At 28.8% G+C, this 23,269-nt stretch carries 18 protein-coding genes and 1 CRISPR repeat array; of the genes, 9 read left to right on the forward strand and 9 right to left on the reverse strand.

What is annotated here, in order from left to right:
• Nucleotides 1–78: 78 nt before the first annotated feature.
• The 7 genes from WG950_RS04340 (at nucleotide 79) to WG950_RS04370 (ending at nucleotide 8,858) form a co-directional block, all read left to right on the forward strand.
• Entirely contained in the window at nucleotides 79–1,356 is a 1,278-nt protein-coding gene (locus WG950_RS04340) for a hypothetical protein (protein WP_340934336.1), read from the forward strand.
• Nucleotides 1,356–2,438 (forward strand): AI-2E family transporter, encoded by a 1,083-nt coding sequence (locus WG950_RS04345; protein ID WP_340934338.1) that lies wholly within the window; start codon nucleotides 1,356–1,358, stop codon nucleotides 2,436–2,438. The genes WG950_RS04340 and WG950_RS04345 overlap by 1 nt, the downstream gene beginning before the upstream one ends.
• Nucleotides 2,439–2,444: 6 nt before the next feature.
• Complete coding sequence (locus WG950_RS04350) at nucleotides 2,445–3,620, forward strand: class I SAM-dependent methyltransferase (RefSeq protein ID WP_340934342.1); 1,176 nt, start codon at nucleotides 2,445–2,447, stop codon at nucleotides 3,618–3,620.
• A 74-nt stretch (nucleotides 3,621–3,694) separates the two neighbouring features.
• On the forward strand, nucleotides 3,695–4,504 hold the full coding sequence (gene fdhD / locus WG950_RS04355; RefSeq protein WP_340934344.1) for a formate dehydrogenase accessory sulfurtransferase FdhD: 810 nt from the start codon (nucleotides 3,695–3,697) through the stop codon (nucleotides 4,502–4,504).
• A complete protein-coding gene (locus tag WG950_RS04360) occupies nucleotides 4,497–6,788 on the forward strand; it encodes an FdhF/YdeP family oxidoreductase (protein ID WP_340934346.1) in 2,292 nt (763 codons plus the stop codon). Before fdhD ends, WG950_RS04360 begins: the two co-directional genes overlap by 8 nt.
• A 19-nt stretch (nucleotides 6,789–6,807) precedes the next feature.
• Entirely contained in the window at nucleotides 6,808–8,346 is a 1,539-nt protein-coding gene (locus WG950_RS04365; protein ID WP_340934348.1) for a hypothetical protein, read from the forward strand.
• Nucleotides 8,347–8,594: 248 nt separating this feature from the next.
• Complete coding sequence (locus tag WG950_RS04370) at nucleotides 8,595–8,858, forward strand: hypothetical protein (RefSeq protein WP_077808860.1); 264 nt, start codon at nucleotides 8,595–8,597, stop codon at nucleotides 8,856–8,858.
• 88 nt (nucleotides 8,859–8,946) lie between these two features.
• Here WG950_RS04370 and WG950_RS04375 read toward each other — a convergent pair whose 3' ends face one another.
• Complete coding sequence (locus WG950_RS04375) at nucleotides 8,947–11,913, reverse strand: DEAD/DEAH box helicase (RefSeq protein WP_340934352.1); 2,967 nt, start codon at nucleotides 11,911–11,913, stop codon at nucleotides 8,947–8,949.
• Between the two features lie 407 nt (nucleotides 11,914–12,320).
• On the opposite strand from WG950_RS04375, the gene cas1 reads away from it, so the two are divergent.
• Both cas1 and cas2 read left to right on the forward strand, forming a co-directional pair.
• Complete coding sequence (cas1, locus tag WG950_RS04380) at nucleotides 12,321–13,208, forward strand: type II CRISPR-associated endonuclease Cas1 (RefSeq protein WP_340934354.1); 888 nt, start codon at nucleotides 12,321–12,323, stop codon at nucleotides 13,206–13,208.
• Nucleotides 13,199–13,528 carry a CRISPR-associated endonuclease Cas2 gene (gene cas2 / locus WG950_RS04385; protein ID WP_340934357.1) on the forward strand — a complete coding sequence of 110 codons (330 nt, stop codon included), beginning with the start codon at nucleotides 13,199–13,201 and terminating at the stop codon, nucleotides 13,526–13,528. Before cas1 ends, cas2 begins: the two co-directional genes overlap by 10 nt.
• Before the next feature lie 110 nt (nucleotides 13,529–13,638).
• Nucleotides 13,639–14,268: direct repeats of the CRISPR family, unit length 36 nt; unit sequence AATATCGTTTTTTCTAATCTTTAATCAAACCACAAC.
• Between the two features lie 36 nt (nucleotides 14,269–14,304).
• Here the strand turns inward: cas2 and cas9 are convergent.
• The 8 genes from cas9 to WG950_RS04420 all read right to left on the reverse strand — a co-directional run bounded on the left by cas9 (nucleotide 14,305) and on the right by WG950_RS04420 (nucleotide 23,206).
• Nucleotides 14,305–17,706, reverse strand: a complete 3,402-nt coding sequence (cas9, locus tag WG950_RS04390) for a type II CRISPR RNA-guided endonuclease Cas9 (protein ID WP_340934360.1) — start codon at nucleotides 17,704–17,706, stop codon at nucleotides 14,305–14,307.
• A gap of 219 nt (nucleotides 17,707–17,925) precedes the next feature.
• A complete protein-coding gene (locus tag WG950_RS14125; RefSeq protein ID WP_377499848.1) occupies nucleotides 17,926–18,108 on the reverse strand; it encodes an NUMOD1 domain-containing DNA-binding protein in 183 nt (60 codons plus the stop codon).
• Between the two features lie 24 nt (nucleotides 18,109–18,132).
• Entirely contained in the window at nucleotides 18,133–18,576 is a 444-nt protein-coding gene (locus tag WG950_RS04395) for a GIY-YIG nuclease family protein (RefSeq protein WP_340934362.1), read from the reverse strand.
• On the reverse strand, nucleotides 18,554–19,960 hold the full coding sequence (locus tag WG950_RS04400; RefSeq protein WP_340934364.1) for a primase-helicase family protein: 1,407 nt from the start codon (nucleotides 19,958–19,960) through the stop codon (nucleotides 18,554–18,556). The genes WG950_RS04395 and WG950_RS04400 overlap by 23 nt, the downstream gene beginning before the upstream one ends.
• 169 nt (nucleotides 19,961–20,129) lie before the next feature.
• Nucleotides 20,130–20,870, reverse strand: a complete 741-nt coding sequence (locus WG950_RS04405; protein ID WP_340934367.1) for a hypothetical protein — start codon at nucleotides 20,868–20,870, stop codon at nucleotides 20,130–20,132.
• A gap of 189 nt (nucleotides 20,871–21,059) precedes the next feature.
• Entirely contained in the window at nucleotides 21,060–21,305 is a 246-nt protein-coding gene (locus WG950_RS04410) for a hypothetical protein (protein ID WP_340934370.1), read from the reverse strand.
• Between the two features lie 37 nt (nucleotides 21,306–21,342).
• Complete coding sequence (locus WG950_RS04415) at nucleotides 21,343–22,332, reverse strand: DUF3871 family protein (protein WP_340934373.1); 990 nt, start codon at nucleotides 22,330–22,332, stop codon at nucleotides 21,343–21,345.
• Nucleotides 22,316–23,206: an AAA family ATPase gene (locus tag WG950_RS04420; RefSeq protein WP_340934374.1), complete on the reverse strand. Its 891-nt coding sequence runs from the start codon at nucleotides 23,204–23,206 to the stop codon at nucleotides 22,316–22,318. The genes WG950_RS04415 and WG950_RS04420 overlap by 17 nt, the downstream gene beginning before the upstream one ends.
• Between the last annotated feature and the right edge of the window lie 63 nt (nucleotides 23,207–23,269).

Raw genomic sequence — 23,269 nt, forward strand, 5'->3', positions numbered from 1 at the left:
ATTTTAGATTATTCTAAAGAAAACAAATCATAACTTATTTAAAATTGATAAATTTACAGTCTAATTTATCTAATATTCATGAAGAAATTTTTCAAAATCCTAGGTTTTCTATTTTTAATTTTAATCCTATTTTTAGGTATTTATTACTTTGTTAATAACGAAAAATTACCAAACGGAGAAAAGGGTGAAAAAGCAGATGCTTTGGCAACTAAAATGTTAACAGCCTTAAATAAAGATGCTTTTGACACTACAGAAATTATAGAATGGAATTTTATAAACGAACATTTTTATGTTTGGCACAAACAAGAAAATTTAGTTGAAGTTTCTTGGGATGAAAATAAAGTTCTTTTAAAAACTAAAAATCCATCAGATTCTGAAGTTTATATAAATGATAAACTTACTAAAAATGACGACTTAATTAAGCAGGCAGAAAGCTACTTTAACAACGATTCTTTTTGGTTAATTGCACCTTACAAAGTTTTTGACAGCGGTACAGAAAGACGCCTTGTAAATTATAACGATAAAGATGCGCTTTTAATTACATACAAAACCGGCGGTTCTACCCCAGGAGATTCTTATTTATGGATTTTAGATGAGAATAATATACCTATTTCTTATAAAATGTGGACATCTATTATTCCTCTTGGCGGAGTATCGGCTACTTGGTCTGATTGGAAAAATACCAAATCTGGCATAAAGTTACCTACTAAACATAAACTTTCGCTTTTTGGCCTAGAAATATCAATGAACAACGTAAAAGCTTACAATAAAAAAGCAGATGACTTGGCTCACAAAATATTAAAAGCTATTAAGCATGAAAACTATAAAAACACACGTTTTATAGAATGGAGTTTTGGCGGAAGAAGGCATTTTAAATGGGACAAAGAAAATCATATTGCAGATGTTTCTTGGGATACAATCCGTGTAAACTTACATCCGCAAGCAAAAGAAAAAAGTACAGTTTTTTATAATGATGTTAAGCAAGATATTGCTGATGAGAAAATTGTAAAACGTGCTTGGGATATTTTTAATAACGATTCTTTTTGGTTGGTTGCACCTCACAAACTTTTTGATGATGGTACAATTAGAACGATTAAAAAAGTAAATGATAAAGATGCACTTTTAGTAAAACATACTTCTGGCGGAACAACACCCGGAGATTCTTATCTTTGGATATTGGATGAGAACTATGTACCAATTAGCTACAAAATGAATGTTGCTAGCATGAAAATGGTAGAAGTTCCAGCAACTTGGCAAAATTGGATTACAACAGAAAGTGGTACAATGCTGCCAACTAATCATACTTTTGCAAATGGTAATAATTTAAGTATGGGAACTGTAAAAGCTTATAATTAATGACTTCTAAAACAATTGCAAACGGTATTTTAAGAGCTTTAGCTATAATAATTGGTATAGTTTTACTTGGTTATTTCTTGTATGCTATTCAGTCTGTAATTGTATATATTATTATTGCAAGTGTACTTTCTTTAATTGCGAGACCACTTATAATTACATTACGAAGAAAATTAAAATTCCCCAATACGCTTGCCGTTGTTTTTACAATGTTATTAATGCTTGGTTTCTTAACAGGCTTAATAGTTATGTTTATACCTTTAGTTGCAGAACAAGGTAAAAGCCTATCGTTATTAGAAGTAAATGAATTGCAGAACAATATTCAAGAAATTTTTAATCAAACAACTTCGTACTTTGCATCTAAAGGTATTGATGTTTTAAGCGAATTAAAAAATGTAGATTTTTTATCTCAATTTAAAGAAATACCAAACCTTTTAAACTCTGTTTTAGGTGCTGTTGGTTCTTTAAGCGTTGGCTTATTTTCTGTATTATTTATTTCTTTCTTTTTTATGAAAGACAGTCAAATATTAAAAAAAGGAGTACTTGCAATTATACCTAACGGTACAGAAACAAGATTTTCTAAATCTTTAGAAACCATTAATAATTTACTTTCTAGATATTTTATTGGTTTGCTACTTCAAATCACAATTCTATTTATTTTATACACTTTAATTTTATTAATTTTTGGTATTACCAATGCTGTTGTTATTGCTTTTCTATGTGCATTATTAAACTTAATACCTTATGTTGGCCCAATGATTGGTGCTGTTTTAATGTTTATTTTATCGATGACAAGTAATATTGGTTTAAACTTTCAAGAAGAAATTTTACCAACTACAATTTATGTAATGATTGGGTATTTAATTGCACAATTAATAGACAATTTTGCAAGTCAACCATTAATTTTTTCGAAAACAACTAAATCTCATCCTTTAGAAATATTTTTAGTAATTATTATTGGAGGCATACTTTTTGGAGTTCTTGGTATGATAACTGCGGTACCTTGCTATACTGCTTTAAAAGTTATTTTAAAAGAGTTTTTATCTGATAATAAAATTGTAAAATCATTAACCAAAGACTTGTAATTTCTTTTGAATTTAGCCATTTTACGTACAGAAGTTCAGCAATTTATTTTAGATAATTTAAAGGCTGATATTACCAAATTGATTTTAAAAGGAAGCCCTTTTAAAGATATTACTGTACAAGAATTGGCAAACCAAATTGTAGCGAAACAAAAATCTGAAAAAAAACTACCTACTTGGTTTACTGCGGATAAGATTTATTATCCTGCAAAATTAAGTATCGAACAAACTTCTTCTGAAATTACAGGGAAATACAAGGCAAGTCTTGTAAAAGGAAATACTATTATCGATATTACCGGTGGTTTTGGTGTAGATTGTTACTATTTTTCTGAAAACTTTAAAGCAGTTACACATTGCGAAATTAATACTGATTTATCAGCAATTGTAAATCATAATTATCAGCAATTAGAAAAAAACAATATTGTAACTTTTTCTGGAAACGGATTGGATTTCTTAAAAAATACAGATGCAAAATTCGATTGTATTTATATAGATCCTTCTAGAAGAAACGATGCAAAAGGAAAAGTTTTTTTATTAAAAGATTGTTTACCAAATGTGCCAGAAAACATAGATTTTTTGTTTTCTAAATCGAGTATAATCTTAATTAAAAATTCACCAATTTTAGACATTACAAGTGCTATTAACGAGCTTAAATTTGTCAAAGAAATTCATGTAATAGCGGTTCATAACGAAGTTAAAGAGTTACTATTCATTTTAGAAAAAGAGTATAATAATTCTATCAAAATCATTACCGTAAATATTGGTAAACAAAAAACAGAAAATTTTAGTTTTATTTATAAACAAGAGTCTGTTTCTAATTATTCTGAACCACTTACCTATTTGTACGAGCCAAATGCTGCGATTCTAAAATCTGGCGGATTCCATCAAATTACAAATCAGTTAAACGTTTTTAAACTTCAGCAACACTCGCATTTATATACATCAGAAAATAAAATAGATTTTCCGGGTCGAACTTTTAAAATTGAACATATTTTAAATTACGATAAGAAGAAGATTAAAAAAATCTTGTTAGATAATAAAGCGAATATTACGACTCGAAATTTCCCTAAAACAGTAGCGCAAATTAGAAAAGAAACTAAAATTAAAGATGGTGGAAATACATATCTTTTTTTAACAACAGATTTTAAAAATAACTTAATTTGTATTGTTTGCTCCAAAGCATAATCACCTAGTTACCTCTTAAATTAACTACACTATTTTCTTTATTTTTTTACGTTTAAAGGTTAACTTTACGGCTTATGCAAACATTTATTTACCAAGGATTAAAAATTACAGACTCAAATCAATCTTCTATTGAAGATAATTTAGTTGTAGAAGCACCTTTACAGATAAATATTAATAATGATGCATATACTGTTGTAATGCGAACTCCTGATAACGATTTTGAACTTATTAGAGGTTTACTTTACGCCGAAGATATTTATAAAAAAAGTAGTGCTCTTGAGTTCGAAATCATAAAAACTACACAGAATATTCCTGCAATTATAAATGTAAACATCAGCAAAGAAAACTTAGGAAAAGGCTATTTAAACAAACGCACTTTATTGTCTGTTTCTTCTTGCGGAATTTGCGGAAAACAAGAATTAAAAGACTTAGAAATTTCTGGAAAAAAATTATCAAATAAAAATCTTCTTTCAGCAAACAAAATTCATAAAATGTTTGTTAAAATGAGTGCTTTACAAAACACTTTCAAAGATTCTGGAGGTAGTCATGCAGCTGCAATTTTTGATAAAAAAAATAATTTATTGTCTATTAAAGAAGATATTGGTAGGCACAATGCAGTAGATAAAATTGTTGGCGATTTATTAATCAATAATAATTTAAAAGCTGCAAATTATTTATTGGTAAGTGGTAGAGTTTCTTATGAAATCGTTTCGAAAGCATTTATCGCTAAAATACCTGTAATTATTGCCGTTTCTGCTTGTTCTTCTTTGGCCGTAGATTTTGCTAAAGAATTCGGTATCTGCTTAATAGGTTTTACGAGAGACAACAAAATGACAGTTTACGCAAATCCATCATACATTCAAAATAACGAAACTTATGTCTAAAAATACAAACGCACAACCACCAGAAAAACTTACCGGAATTAAGTTAAAAGACATTCCAGATTCTGCGGTTGGCTTTAAAGCAATTACTTCCGCATTAAAGCATGTTACAAAAGAAGTTGGTTTGGTAAAAGGTATTGGTTTATTAAAAAATTTAAATCAAAAAGATGGTTTTGATTGCCCTGGTTGCGCATGGCCAGATCCAGATGCTAAAAGAGCTTTTTTAGCAGAATATTGTGAAAACGGTGCAAAGGCTGTTGCCGAAGAAGCTACCAAAGATAAAGTTTCGCCGCTATTTTTTGCAACACATTCTGTTAACGAACTTTCTAAATTATCTGATTATGAAATTGGAAAAAGCGGACGAATTACACAACCCATGTATTTGCCAGAAGGAAAAGATAACTACGAAGAAATTTCTTGGGAAAACGCTTTTTCTATAATTGGACAAGAATTAAATGCTTTACAATCTCCAGACGAGGCAATTTTTTACACCTCTGGAAGAACAAGTAACGAGGCAGCATATTTATATCAATTGTTTGTTAGACATTACGGTACTAATAATTTACCAGATTGTTCTAATATGTGTCATGAATCTAGTGGTAGCGCACTTTCAGAAACGTTAGGAATTGGTAAAGGATCTGTTACTTTAGAGGATTTTAATCATGCTGATTTAGTTATAGTTATGGGGCAAAACCCAGGAACTAATCACCCAAGAATGTTAACCGCATTAGGAGAAACTAAAAATAATGGCGGAAAAATAATTACTGTAAATCCGTTACCAGAAGTAGGCTTACTAAATTATAAAGATCCACAGGATCCATTAAAATGGGTTGGTTCTGGTCAAGATTTAACCGATTTATTTTTACAAGTAAAAATAAACGGTGACGTTGCCTTACTTAAAATTATTTTAAAATTAATGAAAGAAAAAGAAGTAGCATCGCCTAATTCTGTTTTTAATCATGAATTTATAAATAGCAAAACCGAAGGTTTAGATGCTCTTTTAAATGATCTTGATACTTTTTCTATTGAAGAATTATTACCTCAAACAGGTTTAACCCTAGAAGAAATTGAAAAAGCTACCGAATTAATAATTAATAATGATAAAATAATTATTTGTTGGGCCATGGGCTTAACCCAGCATAAAAATGCAGTTGATAATATTAGAGAGTTAGTTAATATTCTTCTGTTAAAAGGAAGTATTGGTAAAAAAGGTGCCGGAACTTGCCCCGTTCGTGGTCATTCTAATGTTCAAGGAGATAGAACTATGGGTATTTGGGAAAAAATGCCGGATTCGTTTATCGATAATTTAGAAAAAGAGTTTTCATTTAAAGCACCCAGAAAACATGGTTATGATGTTGTAAACTCTATAGAAGCTATGCATAAAGGTAAAGCTAAGGTTTTTATTGGAATGGGTGGTAATTTTGTTTCTGCAACTCCAGATACAGAATACACAGCAGATGCATTAAGAAACTGTAATCTTACAGTTCATATTTCTACAAAACTAAATAGAAGTCATTTAATTCACGGTAAACAAGCATTAATTTTGCCGTGTTTAGGACGCTCAGAAAAAGATATTACTGCCAATGGAGAACAATTTATAACCGTAGAAAATTCTATGGGAGTTGTGCATCAATCTAAAGGTCATTTAAAACCTCACTCTCCTTTTTTATTAAGTGAAACTGCAATTGTTGCAGGTATGGCAACTGCTACTTTAGTTAATTCGAATGTGAATTGGACCAAACTTGCTTCTGATTATGATTTAATCAGAAATAAAATTGAAGCAACAATTCCTGGTTTTGATAACTATAATGAAAAAGCAAGAATTAAAGGCGGCTTTTATTTACCCAACAACGCTAGAGATAACAACTTCTCTCCTACTGCCACAGGAAAAGCAAATTTTACACTAAATCAACCATCTGATTTAAATTTAAATAAAAATGAATTTATAATGATGACAATTAGAACTCACGATCAATATAACACAACTATCTATGGCTTAAATGATCGATATAGAGGAGTTTTAAACGAAAGAAGAATTGTTTTTATGAATGAAGAAGACATGAAGGAAAACAATTTAAATCAATTAGATTTAGTAGATTTGGTGAGTCATTTTAACAATCAAAAAAGAATTGCAAAAGGATTCTTAGTTGTAAAATACGATATACCCAAGCAATGTACAGCAACTTACTTTCCAGAAGCAAATGTGCTTGTACCAATAAAAAGTGTGGCTAGAAAAAGTAACACACCAACATCAAAAACAGTTATTATTACAGTTGAAAAAAGATAAAAATTTTAAAATTACACTTGTGAAAAACTATTTATTAATTTTAGCTACCATTTTTTGCACTCAAATTCTTACTTCTCAAACGAATTTAGTTCCAGAAAAAAAAGTGCAAAACGGATTTTTAAAAGTAGATTTTTTATCTATTGAAATGCCACAACTAGAAATTCCTAATGAACCAAACATGGGATTTTCAGGAATACATTATAATTTATTTTTAAATGATGATTTGTATGCAGGTTTAGGTATTTATGGTGCTGTAACTGGTAGAAGAGGTGGTTTTTTTACACTTGGCGTTAATGCTGGATACAAGAAATTTTTAACCGAAAAATTATTTATAGATACCGGTTTTCATTTTGGTGGCGGCGGTGGAGCAGCTGCGGCAGATGGTGGTGGTGCCTTTATTTTACCCCACTTTAATCTAGGCTATAAATTTGATCATTTCAACTTAAATGCTGGTTACAGTTATGTGAACTTTTTTGATGATGGAAAAATTAACGGAAGTCAATTAAATTTTGCAGTAGAAATCCCGGTAAACTTTAATTATTCTGATTATAATGTTATTGATGAAAAATTTTCAATTCAAGATTTAGAAAATTCATCTTGGAATAATCCTACTAAAAAATCATCTCTAACAATACATTTTAATAATTTAAAAGCTTTTAAAGCCAAAAATTATGCAGGAGGAGTTATTGAAGGCAAAACAATTAGATTAGCAGGTTTTGAATTTGCAAATTACATTACAGAAAATTGGTTTGCTTTTTTAAAGCTAGATGGTGCTTACAGCGGAATTAGAGCTGGCTATATGGATGTTTTATTAGGAGCTGGTTACAATTTCTCTTTTAATAAATATAGAACAAACATATTAACCAAACTTGCAATTGGCGCCGGTGGTGGCGGTGGCGTTAATTCTGATGGTGGATTTATGATTTCACCAGATATTTCTATTGAACAGAAATTATTTGGTAATACTTACTTAGCATTAAATAAAGGATATTTATTTACACCAAACACAGAATTTTTTACAACTTCTACTTACGGATTTGGTCTAAAATATTATGTAGATAGAAATGGGATACAATCAAGTTATAAAAACTTTAAAGAAGGTAAATTTAAAGGAATACAACTTATTGTAAAGCAAGATTGGTATTTAGATGCAGAACGTATGGAATTAGATACAGAAGATATGCACCAAATATCCTTACAAGTTAACTTTGATCTTTCTAAAAATTTATATGTAGCAGGTCAAACTTCATTTGCTAACTTTGGTAATGCAGGTGCTTATGCAGAAGGAATTGTTGGATTAGGTCTTAAATCTGGTAATTTTTTTAATAAAAGTATCACGATTTTCACACAAATTTTAGCTGGTGCAGCCGGTGGCGGAAACATTAGCACAGGCGAAGGATTGATTATAAAACCAAGTTTAGGACTAAATTATCAACTAACTAATAAAGTAAGCTTAAGAAGTGCTTTTGGTTATGTAAAAGCTAAAGGAGGAGAATTGAGCAATCCGTTTTTAAATTTTGGATTAAATTTTGATTTTTCTTTTCTAAATATGAAATAATTTTTTGTACATTTACAATATCAATTCTAAGCAATTGAACTCCCTGAATTAAGCTTATAATTATTTTATAGATTTATGTATTTATTTACATCAATCGAAATTATAATACAAAATAAAGCACCCTAACTTTACACGTATTTTTGTTCTATTATTTTATAGTTCCAGAATAACTAAAGTATCAACCTCTAAAAATTAGTTTCTGATTGTAAATAATAGTTTTTATTCAATTTTATAAAAATTATTTTAAGATGAAAAAAGTTTTTTTAACAACATTATTTGCAAGTTTAATGCTTGCCAGTTGTCAACCAGCAAAGACAGAAATAGAACATTATGAGTCTAATAAAGCTGTAGTTGCAAAAGAATTCCCAAATTACCACATAACATCATTTAGACAGTATAGTTACATTTTTCAAGTATCTAACCCAGAACATGTAATTAAGTTAACTTTAGATAATGCTGTTATTGTAAAGAAAGATACTTTAAAAGTATTTGCTACAGTAACAAGAAGATAATTATACCCCCAAAAGTAAGTTTAAATACGTCTGTTAACGTAATTTGAGTAACCATAAAAAAATGGTTACTCATTTCTATGCACAATATTTAACTTGGCAACACCTCTATATTTAGGTGTTTTTTTAAGACACCAGAAGGCACATCTTTTGATTCATCAAATATTCTTGTATCACCAAATAATATAAAGCTATCTTTAGCTCGAGAAACTGCAACATTAAGCATGTTGGGTTTATTGTCTCTATCAAAAAATAACACACCTTCATCTTCTATACTGTAAACAGAACTAAATAAAACGATACTTCGCTCTGCACCTTGCAATGCATGCACTGTGCCTAATTTTATATCGTTTACTTTAAAACCAGAATCTATCAAAGCTTTAGATAATTCGGTTTTTTGACTAGCAAAAGGTGTAATAATTCCTAATACTTTTTCTATGGATTCTACATTATATGCTTTTTGAATATCAGCTTTATGTCTGTTTAGCCACATAATAATAGATTTTACTTCATTTTTATTATGACGACTACTAAATTTTCTTTCACTTAAACCTTCTATATGATATGCCATCATAGAAGGAAAAATTTGATCTTTACTTGCTTTTCCTTTCATTGGTTTAAGAATACCATCATAAGCTAATTCATTACAAAAACCAATAATTTCATCATTACATCTTCTATGTTCTAATAATAACAATCCGTTTTCTTTCTTTGTAATTAGCGGTGTTTCATATTCACATGCATTTTGAGCCATTTTCATGATACTACCATTAGATGCCAGAAAACCAATTTCTTTTAAATAATTATAATCATCTTGACTAGAGACAATATGCTGATTTAACAAATTACCAGAATCAATTTTTGGAGGTATAGACCAAATCGGTTCTATTTGTTTTAAATCTCCTACAACAATTGCTTTTTTTGCCAACGAAAAAATAGGAATACTTACCTCTGGAGTTACTTGTCCGGCTTCATCAATAATTAATAAATCTAGAAAATTAAACAATGGTAAATATTCAAAAACAGCTTTTCCGTTTTCGTTTTCACCTTGAAACTGACTAAATAAAAAGTGTGAAGGTGCCATATATAAAGTTGCAACAAAACAAGGAGTTAACATTGCTCTTCTTTTCCATTTTGCAGCTACTACTCTTTCTCCTGTTCCTTTTTCTGTTTCGTTAAGTAGAACATCTTCGGTTTCTAAAATCCATCTTGCTTCCCAGTAATGTGTTGCTAATAAAAAAGCTTTATGACGAATATTTAAATCAATTTCATCATAAAAAAAACGATGACTTTTATCCTCAGATTCCATTTTTTCATACTCAAACTCCCACATTTGTTCTTCAGAGACAAATGGGTAACCAGTAATACTATTTTTAAATTTCCAGTTTTTTAATTTTAAGTTGGATGATAAAGCTAGATTTATATCTGCAATACATTTTTTGATAAATATCAATGTAGCATCAGAATTATTTAAAACTTCTTTATCAATTTTAAAAATTTTATCTGAGTTTTCATTTTTAGAATCTACTTCAAAGTATTGTTCTACTTCCTCTAAAAAATTACGCTCATCCGAAGAAGATTTAAGTGTATTTAGTATCGTTCTCCATTTCTGTAAATTAGAAATTTGAATGGTATTTTTCTGAATATGATCTTTCTTATTAAGTAAAAGATTATTTACACTTTTAATGGATTTCAAATAATCTTGAGAAATACGAACTCCGTCAATTAAATTATCTTGTAAAATAGTTATTTCTTCTTGAAGTTGAAGGCAAGCATCTTCTAACGAATCTAATTCCACATTAAAGTACTCGGTATATTTACTAAAATAAAAATGTTTTGCATCCTCTAAATACTTTTCATTTTCTAAATCACACAGAGTACCTTCATTGCCAAACATATTGCCTTTAAGGTAATTTATATCTTTAAGTTTTTTTTCACTTTTAGAATTCGAAGGTAAATAAGTGGCATAGCCGTTAAAACCAGGAATCCATCTTTCTGCCAAATCACCTAAAGTACTCTTAGAATTAATAAAACTATCTATAATATTTGTAACCGCTTGGTTATTTGTTGAACATGCCAAAATAACTGGCGCATCATCTCCTTCAATAACTGCTCTAACAACTTCTGTAGCAACCAAACTTTGTAAAAGTGTTGTTTTTCCGGTACCAGGCGGACCATTTACAGCAGTAATTGCATTTTCTTCTGCTGTAAAATATGATAATAAAGTTTTTCTCTGACTTATAGAAAGCGGAAACTCATTAGACATTTGACCTAAATGTAAATGATTATAATTTAAAAAACCAGCACCTGTTATTGGTTCTCTTTTCTGCTTTAAATTAGGATCTATTAATTTAGAAATTAAAGGCAATTCTTCTGTTTCACTTAATAAGTTTTCATATAAAAATAAGATACTTTTTGCAGCAGAAATCTTAGAACTTCTTGCAAAATAAGTCGCTTTATGGTTTGTTGTAAATCCTTCTGCATGATAACTCGCAATTGCATTGTAAGTCACTTCAGAAAAAATCATATTTACATATTCCCAATAAACATCCCAAGGCAAAACCTCATCTTCAGCTTCTGGTTTTTCTATTTCTCTAGCTTCTGCAATTGTTTCTGTGGATGAAAAAATAAAATCGTTTCCAATATCTGCTTTAGGATCTAAATAATCACGAACAAATAGCGGAAAAATTTCTTTTGGTGATGATAATTGACCTGCTCTATTTACTCTTGCGGTTATCCAAAAAGGATAAATAGATTTTTGCTTAAAATTTTGGTCTGCTGAAATTACATCTAACTGAAAAGGTGCTATAATTATTTCTGTATCGAAAATTGTGTACCAATTTACATGCTCTTTATTGGTAATTCCTTTTAACCGATTGATTCTTTTTTCTTCAAAATCTAACATATCAGCTGCGTTATTAGGGTTGATTGTTCCTGCGCCTAAGTCACAATAATTTTGATGAAAAATATTTTTTATTCTAGAAATATCAACGGCTAAATTCTCGCTATCTATTAAACTATTTTTATAATAATGCAACCAGTTTTTAACGTTATTCATTTACCTAATATAGATTAGCTCTTTGGAGAAATTAGAGGGCGAATATATACTTTTTAAGAAGCAATTATCAATTATAAAAGTAGATTGTTAATAAATAAAATTACCTTAAAATATTATTTATTGATTTCTAAATAATTAGAAAAACTGAGATTATAAAAACTTTATATAAACAAAAAACCATCACATTTCTGTGATGGTTTAAGTGAGCCCTGAAGGATTCGAACCTTTTTTTGTTTTATTAGTGTTTATAGTACTTACCTTAACTCTATTATTTTAGTGTGCCTAAAAGTGTGCCTTATATTTTAATATTGTAAACTTTACTATCCCTAATGTAGGATACTAAAAAATAGCTTTTATAATTTAAATAGATGATTCATAGGGGAATTTCTTACTTTTAAAAGAAAAATATGATTAAAAGAACCCTTTTCTTTAGTAATAAATGCTCATTAACAACTAAATATGAACAGCTAGTAATAAAAAATGATACACAAATTGTAAAAACAGTACCTATAGAAGACATTGGTTTTATAGTTATAGAAAATCAAGAAACATATATTTCTGTTCCAGCACTATCTAAACTTACAAGTAATAATGTTAGTGTAATCTTTTGCGATAATAAACATATGCCTCAAAGTATGTTGTTAAATTTAGATAACCATCATATACAGCAAAGACATTTTGAAAATCAAATTAATGCGACTGAGCCCTTAAAAAAACAATTGTGGCAACAAATTGTTAAATTGAAGATTAGTAATCAAGCTCAAATTTTAAAGAAACTTGGAAAAAACAGTAGTCCTTTAGGTTATTATGCATCAAAAGTTTTAAGTGGAGATTCCGATAACAGGGAAGCTGTTTCAGCTTCTTACTATTGGAAAAATATTTTTGACTTCAATTTTAAAAGAGAACGCGTAGGTGTGTATCCAAATTTGTTTTTAAACTATGGGTATATTGTTTTAAGGTCTGCTGTTGCAAGAGCACTTTCTGGCAGTGGGTTGTTAAGTACTTTAGGAATTCATCATCATAATAAATACAATGCATTTTGTTTAGCAGACGATATTATGGAACCTTACAGACCATTAGTAGATGCAAAAGTTTTAGAAATAATGAAAAATTATAATGAACAAGACCTCATTACACCAATAAAACTAGAATTGTTAAGTATTCTTACACAAACTGTTTATTTTAAAGAGAAAGAAAGCCCTTTAATGGTGGCTTTGTCTACCACAACCAGTTCTTTGCAACAATGTTTTAGTGGTAAAACCAGAAAAATTGTATACCCAAAATTATGGAACTAAATAAATATAGGGTTATGTGGTTATTTGTATTTTTTGATTTACCAACAGAAACAAAAAAAGATAGAAGAAATGCGCAGCAATTTCGTAAAAACCTTTTAAAAGATGGTTTTACTATGATGCAGTATTCTGTATATATGCGGCATTGTGCAAGTAGTGAAAGTGCAGATGCACACGAAAAAAGAATAAAAGCACTTTTACCACCATTTGGTAAAGTAAGTATTCTAAGAATTACCGATAAACAATATGGAAATATAATAAATTTTTGGGGTAAAGTAATTGTGCCTAAAGAGCCTAGCCCTATGCAGTTAGAATTGTTTTAATAGAAAACAAAAAATGCTTCAAACAAAGCAATTATGTCTTTGCAAGAAGCATTTTTTGTATCCGATATTTTCACTTAAACATATGATAATTAGAAGCTAGTATAACAACTAATATCGTTTTTTCTAATCTTTAATCAAACCACAACACTTCATTAAAAGCGTAATCGAAACTAATTAATATCGTTTTTTCTAATCTTTAATCAAACCACAACACATTATGAGTTTGCTCTATAGTTTCTTTTAATATCGTTTTTTCTAATCTTTAATCAAACCACAACGGTGTTTAGGAATGAATGATAGCGATGCGGAATATCGTTTTTTCTAATCTTTAATCAAACCACAACTTATTTTGTAAAATTCAACACCTGCTGGTTAATATCGTTTTTTCTAATCTTTAATCAAACCACAACGTTGGACGATAAACATTTAGTTTTAAAATTAATATCGTTTTTTCTAATCTTTAATCAAACCACAACTGATAGTAAGAAACCGTATCTAACAATGCTAATATCGTTTTTTCTAATCTTTAATCAAACCACAACGTAACGCCTATTGATTACAGCGCAAAAGATAATATCGTTTTTTCTAATCTTTAATCAAACCACAACACTTCTACAATTGCTTTACATCTTGCATCCAATATCGTTTTTTCTAATCTTTAATCAAACCACAACGCGAGTCCGCAAGAAATGACAAGAGCTACAAATATCGTTTTTTCTAATCTTTAATCAAACCTTAAAAATATGTCAATGAACTTTTATTATAGTTATTAAAAACTACAATCTTTTTATTTTACCAATACTATTAACTTTTATTTTAATTGGTTTGTGAGTTAGCCAACCACCAATCCCTTCTCCATAACCAGTAATTCTTCTATATTGAGGGATTGATTTTTTATCAATCTTTGATTCTGAAATTAATCTAAATTCATAATACTTAGAGGATAATTTTTGTACTCTATATAAGTATTGATTTAACAATTGGTAATTAGAACTATTTAAATTAATTTCATTTTCAGAAAGACCCAATAAAAACATATCATTAATTTGTAATGTTGTCACAATTTCTTCTCCGTCTTTTGGTAATTGAATAACATCAATCCCTTGTCTTTTTCTTTCTATAGCAGTCCAAAATGTAACAACATCTTCTTTTAAATTACCCTCAATATCTTTATAAATAAGTACATGATGGTTACTTCTTGGGTTAACATATTGGTTTATATTCTCCTTTAGTTTTTCTGCCCCTCCTATATTTTCTTTTATCCTTACTTTTTTTATTGGCACAGGTAAACCATTTCTATTTGGTAAAAATATTTGGGGTTGCTTTATTCCGTTTTCATCAACTACAAAAAAAGTTTCTTTGGGTATTTTTCCTTTTATAAAGCCACCAATATTAAGTATTCTTTTATAAATTAATTGTTTAACACTATCATCAACAATTTTTTCTAAATGCTTTTCTGTTGTTAAACTTTCTAAAGGTTTTCTTATATGAAATGCTTCTTTAGAATTGGGTGCTTTTCTTAAACCATAAACAGATTCTTTATGCAATTGTCCTCTTGCAGCAACACCAATATTTTTATGTACAACTCCCTTCTTTTTAGTGCTATGGGTTCTAACTGTTAATAAGCTTTTATGGTTTTTATGAGATACTAAAATCTGTGCTACAGCATTTTCTGCATCTTGTCTGAAATTCAACCAAGGATCTGGAAAATCTTTTAAATCATGGTTTTTGTTATATCTGTTTCTTTTACTTAATTCTTGTAAATGGCTTCTAGTAGAGCATGCCATGACTAAAGCATCTATTGCGTGGTGTCTGTGGTCATCTCTAGTTTTAGTTTCATCTTCTTTGTTTAAAATACTATTTAAACCCCAATGATGCCTTAAAGTAGCTGTCATTTGCCCAGGAGCTACTAGTACATTAGAGCATATTTTAGAAAGATAATTTTTAGCTTCTTTACTTATGTATCTTGTATCATTTAACTGACGACTAATAAAATCTTCATCATGTTTTTTCTTCACAAAATGCTTGAATTTATTATAACAATTAGGATAATTGGCTTTGGTTTTAAAACAGCTTAAAGCTTGTATTTTAATAGCCTCCCATTTTTGACCTCCCTGTTCGCTATAAAATTCGTAGGGTGTCTTATTACCTTTTGCTCTATTTTCATCAGCAAAGCAAAGTGTTTTGTTATTAAAACTATCATTTAAAGACCTGCTCCAAGGAAAAATATGTTCTATTTGTACTTCTCCTGTAAAAAGCTGGCTTATCGTAATTACTTTGCCTGTAAAAGGGCAGGTGTGGTTACATTCTTCCCAGAGTTTATATTTTAATATATTAATGTGGTTGATTCGTTGATTTAAGTTTTCTAGTTCAACCTTTACTCTGTCGTTTTGTTTTTCTAATTCTTTTTGTTTTTTCCGAGTTTCTAAACGGTTAGATTTAGATGCTTTTAAATCTCTAGCTAATTCAACTTTTATTTGATTAGGTTTACCATAGGTATCAATTAACTCATTAACTAGTTTTCTAATTTCAAATAAAGCGCTTATTACAACAGGGTTTTTAATTTTTTGTATTTCTCTATCCGCATGTAAATTTACAGGAAGTCTCTCTAGAATTTTTTCTGTTTCAATCGCACTACTATGATGATATAGTTTTTCTAATTGCTTATCAGTACAATTAAATTCATTTTTCATCATACTTTTAAGAGGTTCTATATAACCACCTTTTAAATTTGAGCGTACTATGTCTGGTACATTGTCTAACACAAATTGTTTATGTTGTTCCCAGTTTATGGACAATGCATTTTTAACACCTGCTAAACCAACTGCAACATCGTACATGAATCCCTTTTGTAAAAAGGGTAAAATATTTAAAATTGCTTTTCTACTAAGATTAGAATAGCCATCTTTTAAATTAAATTTAGAAATTCTTATAGCTCGTTCTTCATCAAAACTCCAATGTTTTATGGCGTATTCTTTTAATTTTTCTCTATCATCAAAAAAAGAAAGCACATGCCAAATGTTTTCTTGTTCTTTTTCAGAAAATTCAAACCATTTATGACCAAAGAATTTTTTATTTGATAAATTACTAATAGTGTGAGAGCCAACTATTTTATCATTGTCTTTGTAATTAAATTGATAACTTCCATCTAATTTGCCAATTTTTTTTCTAATTTCTTTAAAGCTAGGTTTTTCTTTAGATAGTAATAGGTTAATGATTTTTTGTCTTTCTTCTAATGTGATTTTTTGTCTAACTCCATTAACATCATAAGAAAGCGTATTTATCCATTGGTAAATTCTAAATAATTCAAAAGGTATTGCACTTATTTTACATTTTGTTTTTTTAGGTTCAAAAGAACAATAGCCTACTAAATGCTTTTGAGAACGTAAAGGTCTTTGATGAAATAAAACACCATCTTCTTTATAACCATCTTTTTTTCTTCCGCCAAGTATTGTTTTTAGTATAGAGTTAAGTTCAGAATGAAATTGTTTTTGAAACTCCCAAATAGTTTCAAATTCATCAATATACATTTGTCTTGTGGTATATCTATTTCTAATACGTTCTAGTTCGCCAGAAAAAGGTTCACTTTCTTTGGGCTGTATACTATGTAAAAAAGAACCTAGAGTTTTATTTTGTTCAATACTTTTTAATGTATCACTAATTCCTATTTTTCCAATCTTTGAATCTCCTTTAAAAATGGTACTCGTTTCTTTAACATCAGCACCAGCACTTCTGCTATTACTTAAAAAGCCACGTCTTTGAATCATATGATAAAAGATTCTACCTAGCTCTATTAAAGTAATTTTTTCATGAATTGCTTTTGCTCTTAATTCGTAAGGATTTAATTGAAACCATTCTTTAATTATTTCATTATTGAAAATATCAGTTCCATTCCAATCTTTTACTAAAGTAGGTGAAATAGGGCATAAGTTGTGTTTTGCTAGTTCTTTTAATAAATAACGTTTACGAAGTCTTCTTCTAAAAATTTGTCGTCTAACTCCCCTAGCTTCTGTTCTGCTAGCATTTTTTGAGGTTTCTCTACCTTCGCCTTCACCTAAGTTAACAACACCTTCAGGGAAAATTCTACTTCCCATTCCTAAAATAGAATCATTTTCTGTATCTATTAAAGCCCAACCAATAGAGTTAGTTCCTAGATCTAATCCAAGTATTTTATTCATTTCTTTTTCGCAATTTTTGTAATAAGAACAATAAAATTAATAAAATTTTATGAATAATTAATAAAATCTTATTACTTTTACTTTAGATTAAAATTTCTAATCTTTAATCTTATCACAATAAGGCTATATGCCGTAGATGAAAATCTTTAGTCCTGCTTCGGTAGGACTTTTTTCATTAAAAAAAGGTAGCTTTTACACTACCTTTTTTTTAACTTAACTCTATAAATATTTCCAAATAAAACCTCCACAGGTTTTCCTTTCTTCCCTACAGACTTTCGCAATTGATGTTTTATTGCATCCAGAATATTTTGAAGCTTCTGCTACAGATTCAAATTCTCTGACAAATTCACCTTGCATATTATACTGACAAACTTTCTTCCTCCTTTTATCAATTTTAGGAATAAATTTATCAACATAATCATAAGTTCAATAGAAGCCTTTAGAGACTTTATTTACACTTAAACATACACTTGACAAGTCTTGCTTATTTAAGCCAATTGTAGCGCTTGCATCTGTTAAATTAGAGTACTTATTAACTAATACTCCTGTTAACATATCATATTGATAGACAGCTTTTTGGATTCCACCACCACTATCAGAATTATACCCTTGTTCTTTTGAATTATATTCTAAAATATATTCTTTCTCTTTTTTAGCTAATTCATTTGTTGTGATTGCTGTATCAATCTGCTCCCATTTAAAGGCATCTGCTCCGTAAGTTGCTATTGCATTTTGAAACGCATAGCTTTTTCCTTTTTTAGACTTCTTTAAATGGTCTTTTTTCCTATCATCAATAGATTTACTTGTTATACCTATGTAAACCTCTTCAGTTTCATTATTTGTTACTTTATAAACTACTTTCTTCATCATCCTTTTCTTTTTTAATCATTTTAAATAAATATTTACCTCCTGTAGATTTTAATTCCAAAGTTGCATCATTCTCGACAGAATATTCACTCAAAAATTTTTTGAATTGATGAGATGACGTCCTTTGATTAGGAAAAAAATCGTTAAACAACTCTTCAGTTACTCTCTTATCCATCCATTGGTTATATTCTATAAAACTATCAGCAAACTCGACAAAATCAGCTGATGTCTTTATTTCTAAACTCTTTTTTTTATAATTAATAGAAGGAGCTTTAACCAATCCATAATTCAAATAGTCATTTAAACATTCCATTAGAAAATGATAAAACTTTTGCCATTCATTTATACCCCAATCTTCATTAAAGAACCTATTCCCAAATTCAACTTCTGGTGTAAATTCTTCGTCGTAATAGTTAGCTACCTCAAACTCAAACCTCCTTCTCTTATCTGATGAACCACCAGGTCCTTTTACAGGATAATTTGAAGTAATAATAATTTTTGGGGATTCTTCTTTTTTAATAAAAAAAGCATCTTTCCTCTTCTTTTCAACTTCAATACCTGAAGTAATCATAGAATAAAACATCTCTAAACTGATATTTTTATTCAAATCATCATAAGTTATAATATCTGTTGTTAAGCCAATACGTTGATTTTTAAACCAACTATCTCCTTTAATAGATTTACCATCAAACAATTCTAGTTCTCGTACTTTTGACAACGCATCGGATAATAATGTTTTACCAGTACCTCCATTAGTTTTATCATTAAGTAGCATATTTTCATCATATAAAATAATCACTTTATCTTCTCCTCTTGATTTATTCCTATGAAGTAGATAACCTAATATAGTTTTTAAAGTTAAAAAACGTGAGTCTTCATTGTTTGTAATATTTTTACAAAACTGTTCAAATTGACCAATATTTGAGGTCTCTCTCTTACTGTAATCACAGTTTATTAATCTATTCTTCCAGATTACATAAGGTAATTCACTATAATCTTTTACCTCTACACCTTCTTTATATACCAAACAATAGCAGTTTTTAAAATAAAAAATACCTGTATCTTTAGAATCCCTATCATCAGGCAGTTCATTTACTTCTAAAAAGCTTAATTTTTTAGTTGATATATATTGACCAACACTTTTAACAAAAGCCTCATAAACTTTCTCCTGATTTTCCCTTATTAAATAATCTCCAACAAATGCTATCATCTCTTCTTCTGATGACAATCTAATTCTATTATCTTTTTTCTTTACTAATAAATAGTTTGTTGGTGACAATTTTAACCTTACAAAACCATTTGCTCCTAAGAAATTCAATAATTCTGAATTTGATATTTTTAGCTTTCCTTCTTCATTTTCCCAAAATGGGTTTTCCTTTTTATTCATGTTTTAATAATTTAATTCATATTAATTTTTAGCAGGGAATAACTACTTTTAACTTGCTGTTAAATTTTTATAGCAAGTGTTTAAATAGACAGTTTTATCCTGTGCTAATGCAAAAATATGTTTGAAAGGAAGGGTTTATAGGGGTCTAAATGATGTACCCCTGCTTAAACTAAGTGATATCAAAGAAATTATCTTCCAAAAAAATTTTCTTTAATCTCTCAATGGATTGATTTATTGGTCTAGTACCGTTCTTAAAATCAGAAAAAACACTTCTACCTACTTTGAAGTTTACATATTTTTTTTTCTGAAGGTCGTATGACATAAAGTTGTTTTCTAATATAACTTTGAGTTCTGAATTGCTGTGCCATTTTATATGTCCTTTTTCTCTCAATAGATAAAATAAAACAAGGACATCTTGTCTAATTACTTTAAAATTCAATTTATCTCCTAAAAACAACTCATCTTTTAAACTTATATCTTGAATTTTTTCTAAACACAAACTTAACTGAAACTCAATTGATTCTTTAATTACGATAGGTAAATAAGTGGAAGAATCAAGCGATTCAAAATAAGAAATTAATTCTTCTTTTTTCTGTCTATAATAAAGACTGATGTTTCCATTGGATAATTTTAATTTCTTATAATTACGATTAAAGTCTGATAAATATAAATCATAAATAGATTTCACTTTTTCAATAAGATAATCTTTGTAAAAAAACTCCTCTACTCTCACATTTTTTCCTGTTTCTGTATTGATTCCTCCGAATACAATATTAAAATCATCAATTTGTGGAGCTTTAAAATAATTATCAACTCTTCCACATTTATCATCATAAGATTTAAATGTATTTTGTAATTTTAAAAAGTTATTAGAATTTAATATATCTTCAAAAGTTAATATTTTTTTCATAGAGTAAAAAGTTGACAAGTTATCTCGTCAAGTATGACAAGTTTTTTTATAAAAATACACAACATATTAATAACATCATAAATATGTTGTGTATAATCTAGACTACTTTTTCAGTATTTCTTTAATTATAAAGGAGGAAAAGTCTCAAAAGTTTCAACATTCAAAATACAACATAGACTCCCATTATTTTTAAATTATTACAAAGTGATAGCAATAGTAAGATTGATTTCTAATTATATAAACTGAAATTAAATCTTTTGTAATTTTTACTTTATCCACTAAAACAATTTCATCTTTTACTAAAACCCCAATATTATACTTTACTTTAGCTTTAAAAGGGCACTTTACACACTCTAATTCATTTTCTCTATTAACTATATAAATTTCAAAAGGAGAAATATATTTTAAAAATTCCGCTAATTCTTTATCATTCATTTCATCAGTTTAGAATTACACTTTATTATTAAAAAAGCTATATAATTATATGGTTAAAGAAATTATTCTGTCCATTTTCTCTATAAAAACCTAGCATTTGGATAAACTCATACGCACTGACATTTCTTTCTAAATTAGTATCAATGTAAGATGACTTGTTTGCCTCTGTAAATAAATTATAAACCTGCCAAAGATTTATCATTTTATTATTCGTTCTTTTAAAATTCTTATCTGTAAAATAATTTTTAGTTATTATACCTATTTGAGAATCTGTAAGCTGTAAAGGAAACTTAGTTTTTCTTTCCTCTTTACTTAAAAAATGATACATCCTCATTTTTCCTAATAAATGAGCAAACTCCTGTTCACTTAACTGAAACTTACTCATTCTCTCCATAACACCTAAATGAGCTTCTTGGTCATAACCCTGAATTAAATTATAAATACATTCCTGTAACTCAGGAATACTACTTACTCTTATTTCTGATTGCAATCCATCAGTAGCGATGCACAAATTTGTACACACTGTGTTTTTGTAACCTATAAAAACTTTAAACTTCTCAATAGATTTTTTAGAAAATAAATTTTCTTGATTATATGCTCTAACTCCTCCAATTGTAAGGTTTAATATTTGGTCATTAACCACTACTTGCTTATTTGGTATTTCTATCATAAAAGCTATTCGCTCATAATAAATAGTTTTTTCATGCGCTAACAACTCCTTAACAGGTTTACCAATCGCACTAGGTATTCTACCTTTTATTTGATGTGAAGCTCTTATTGAAGGCGTTATTATATCAATATCAGAATAGACAGACTTAACAACTTCTTTAACTGAGTTTATAAATCCATAATGAGAAATAGTAACTTCGTTATCTTTTGCAAAAACAGGGACAATGCATTTATTCTGAATATGCTCTAAACTTACTTCTACTGTATTTGCTCCTATAAAATTACTTGCTGACTTTTGAACAACTTGAGATACTTCTTGTATCATTTCTATTGGGTTATAATTAGCTACGAGTTCCATTTTCTGATATTTTGTTATTATGAATAATTTCTTTTCGTTCTACAATCATTGATTTTACTGATTCAATCTCTTGCTTACGATTTAAGATAGTATCGTTTAGCTCTTTCTTGAGAGGTAAATATTTTTGATATAAATGTCTTAAACCTTCAACTGTTGTACATTCTGCTATTTCCTTTTTAGCATCTGCAATAGACACACCTTGGTTACACCAATCAATTAACATTCTACCAACTCCTTTTGTTATTAAAATCTCTGGCTTATCCATAAACAAACCTGTTCTATCTTTAGTTGCTTTAGCCATATGATTTTCATTAATAATTTCAAAATCAACGGTTAATTCATAAGAAAATCCTTCTCTTGTAATATCCTTTAAACCGTGCTTTACAACCCTTGTCTTCCCACTAGAATCTCTATCCATTGAATAGTCCATTTTCTTTCTAACAGTGGTTATAACGTGACAATTAGACTGTAGAATCGCATCTATAAAAGCTTGATGTCTTGGAGTTAATTTCGCCCAGTCTTGGAATCTACCGCCTAATTGCTCATGTATCTGTAAACAACCTCCTTTTCCATTCCACTCGTGCGTAATGCTATCAATAATGATTACATCCATTTGATTTTCTTCACAAAGCTTTATCGCTTCTATATATCGTTCTGGACTATAAGGCTGATTTAAAGAAACCACATTAAAATCTCCTAAATGAGAATATAATGAAGCACTATTATTTTCTGTATCTATAACAGCTATTTTAGTCCAATCTTCAGTAATTCCATAAGCAAGTAATAATGCTGAATAGCTCTTGCCAAAACCTGATGCCCCAGACAATCCTAATCTTAATTTTACTTGGTGTCTTTGTGCTTTTTGTAATTTCATAATTTTAAATATTATTGTTTATAATTTAATTTGTGAGTGTATCTCATTAAAAAAAAAGACATA

This window comes from Polaribacter marinaquae (assembly GCF_038019025.1).
GTDB lineage: Bacteria > Bacteroidota > Bacteroidia > Flavobacteriales > Flavobacteriaceae > Polaribacter > Polaribacter marinaquae.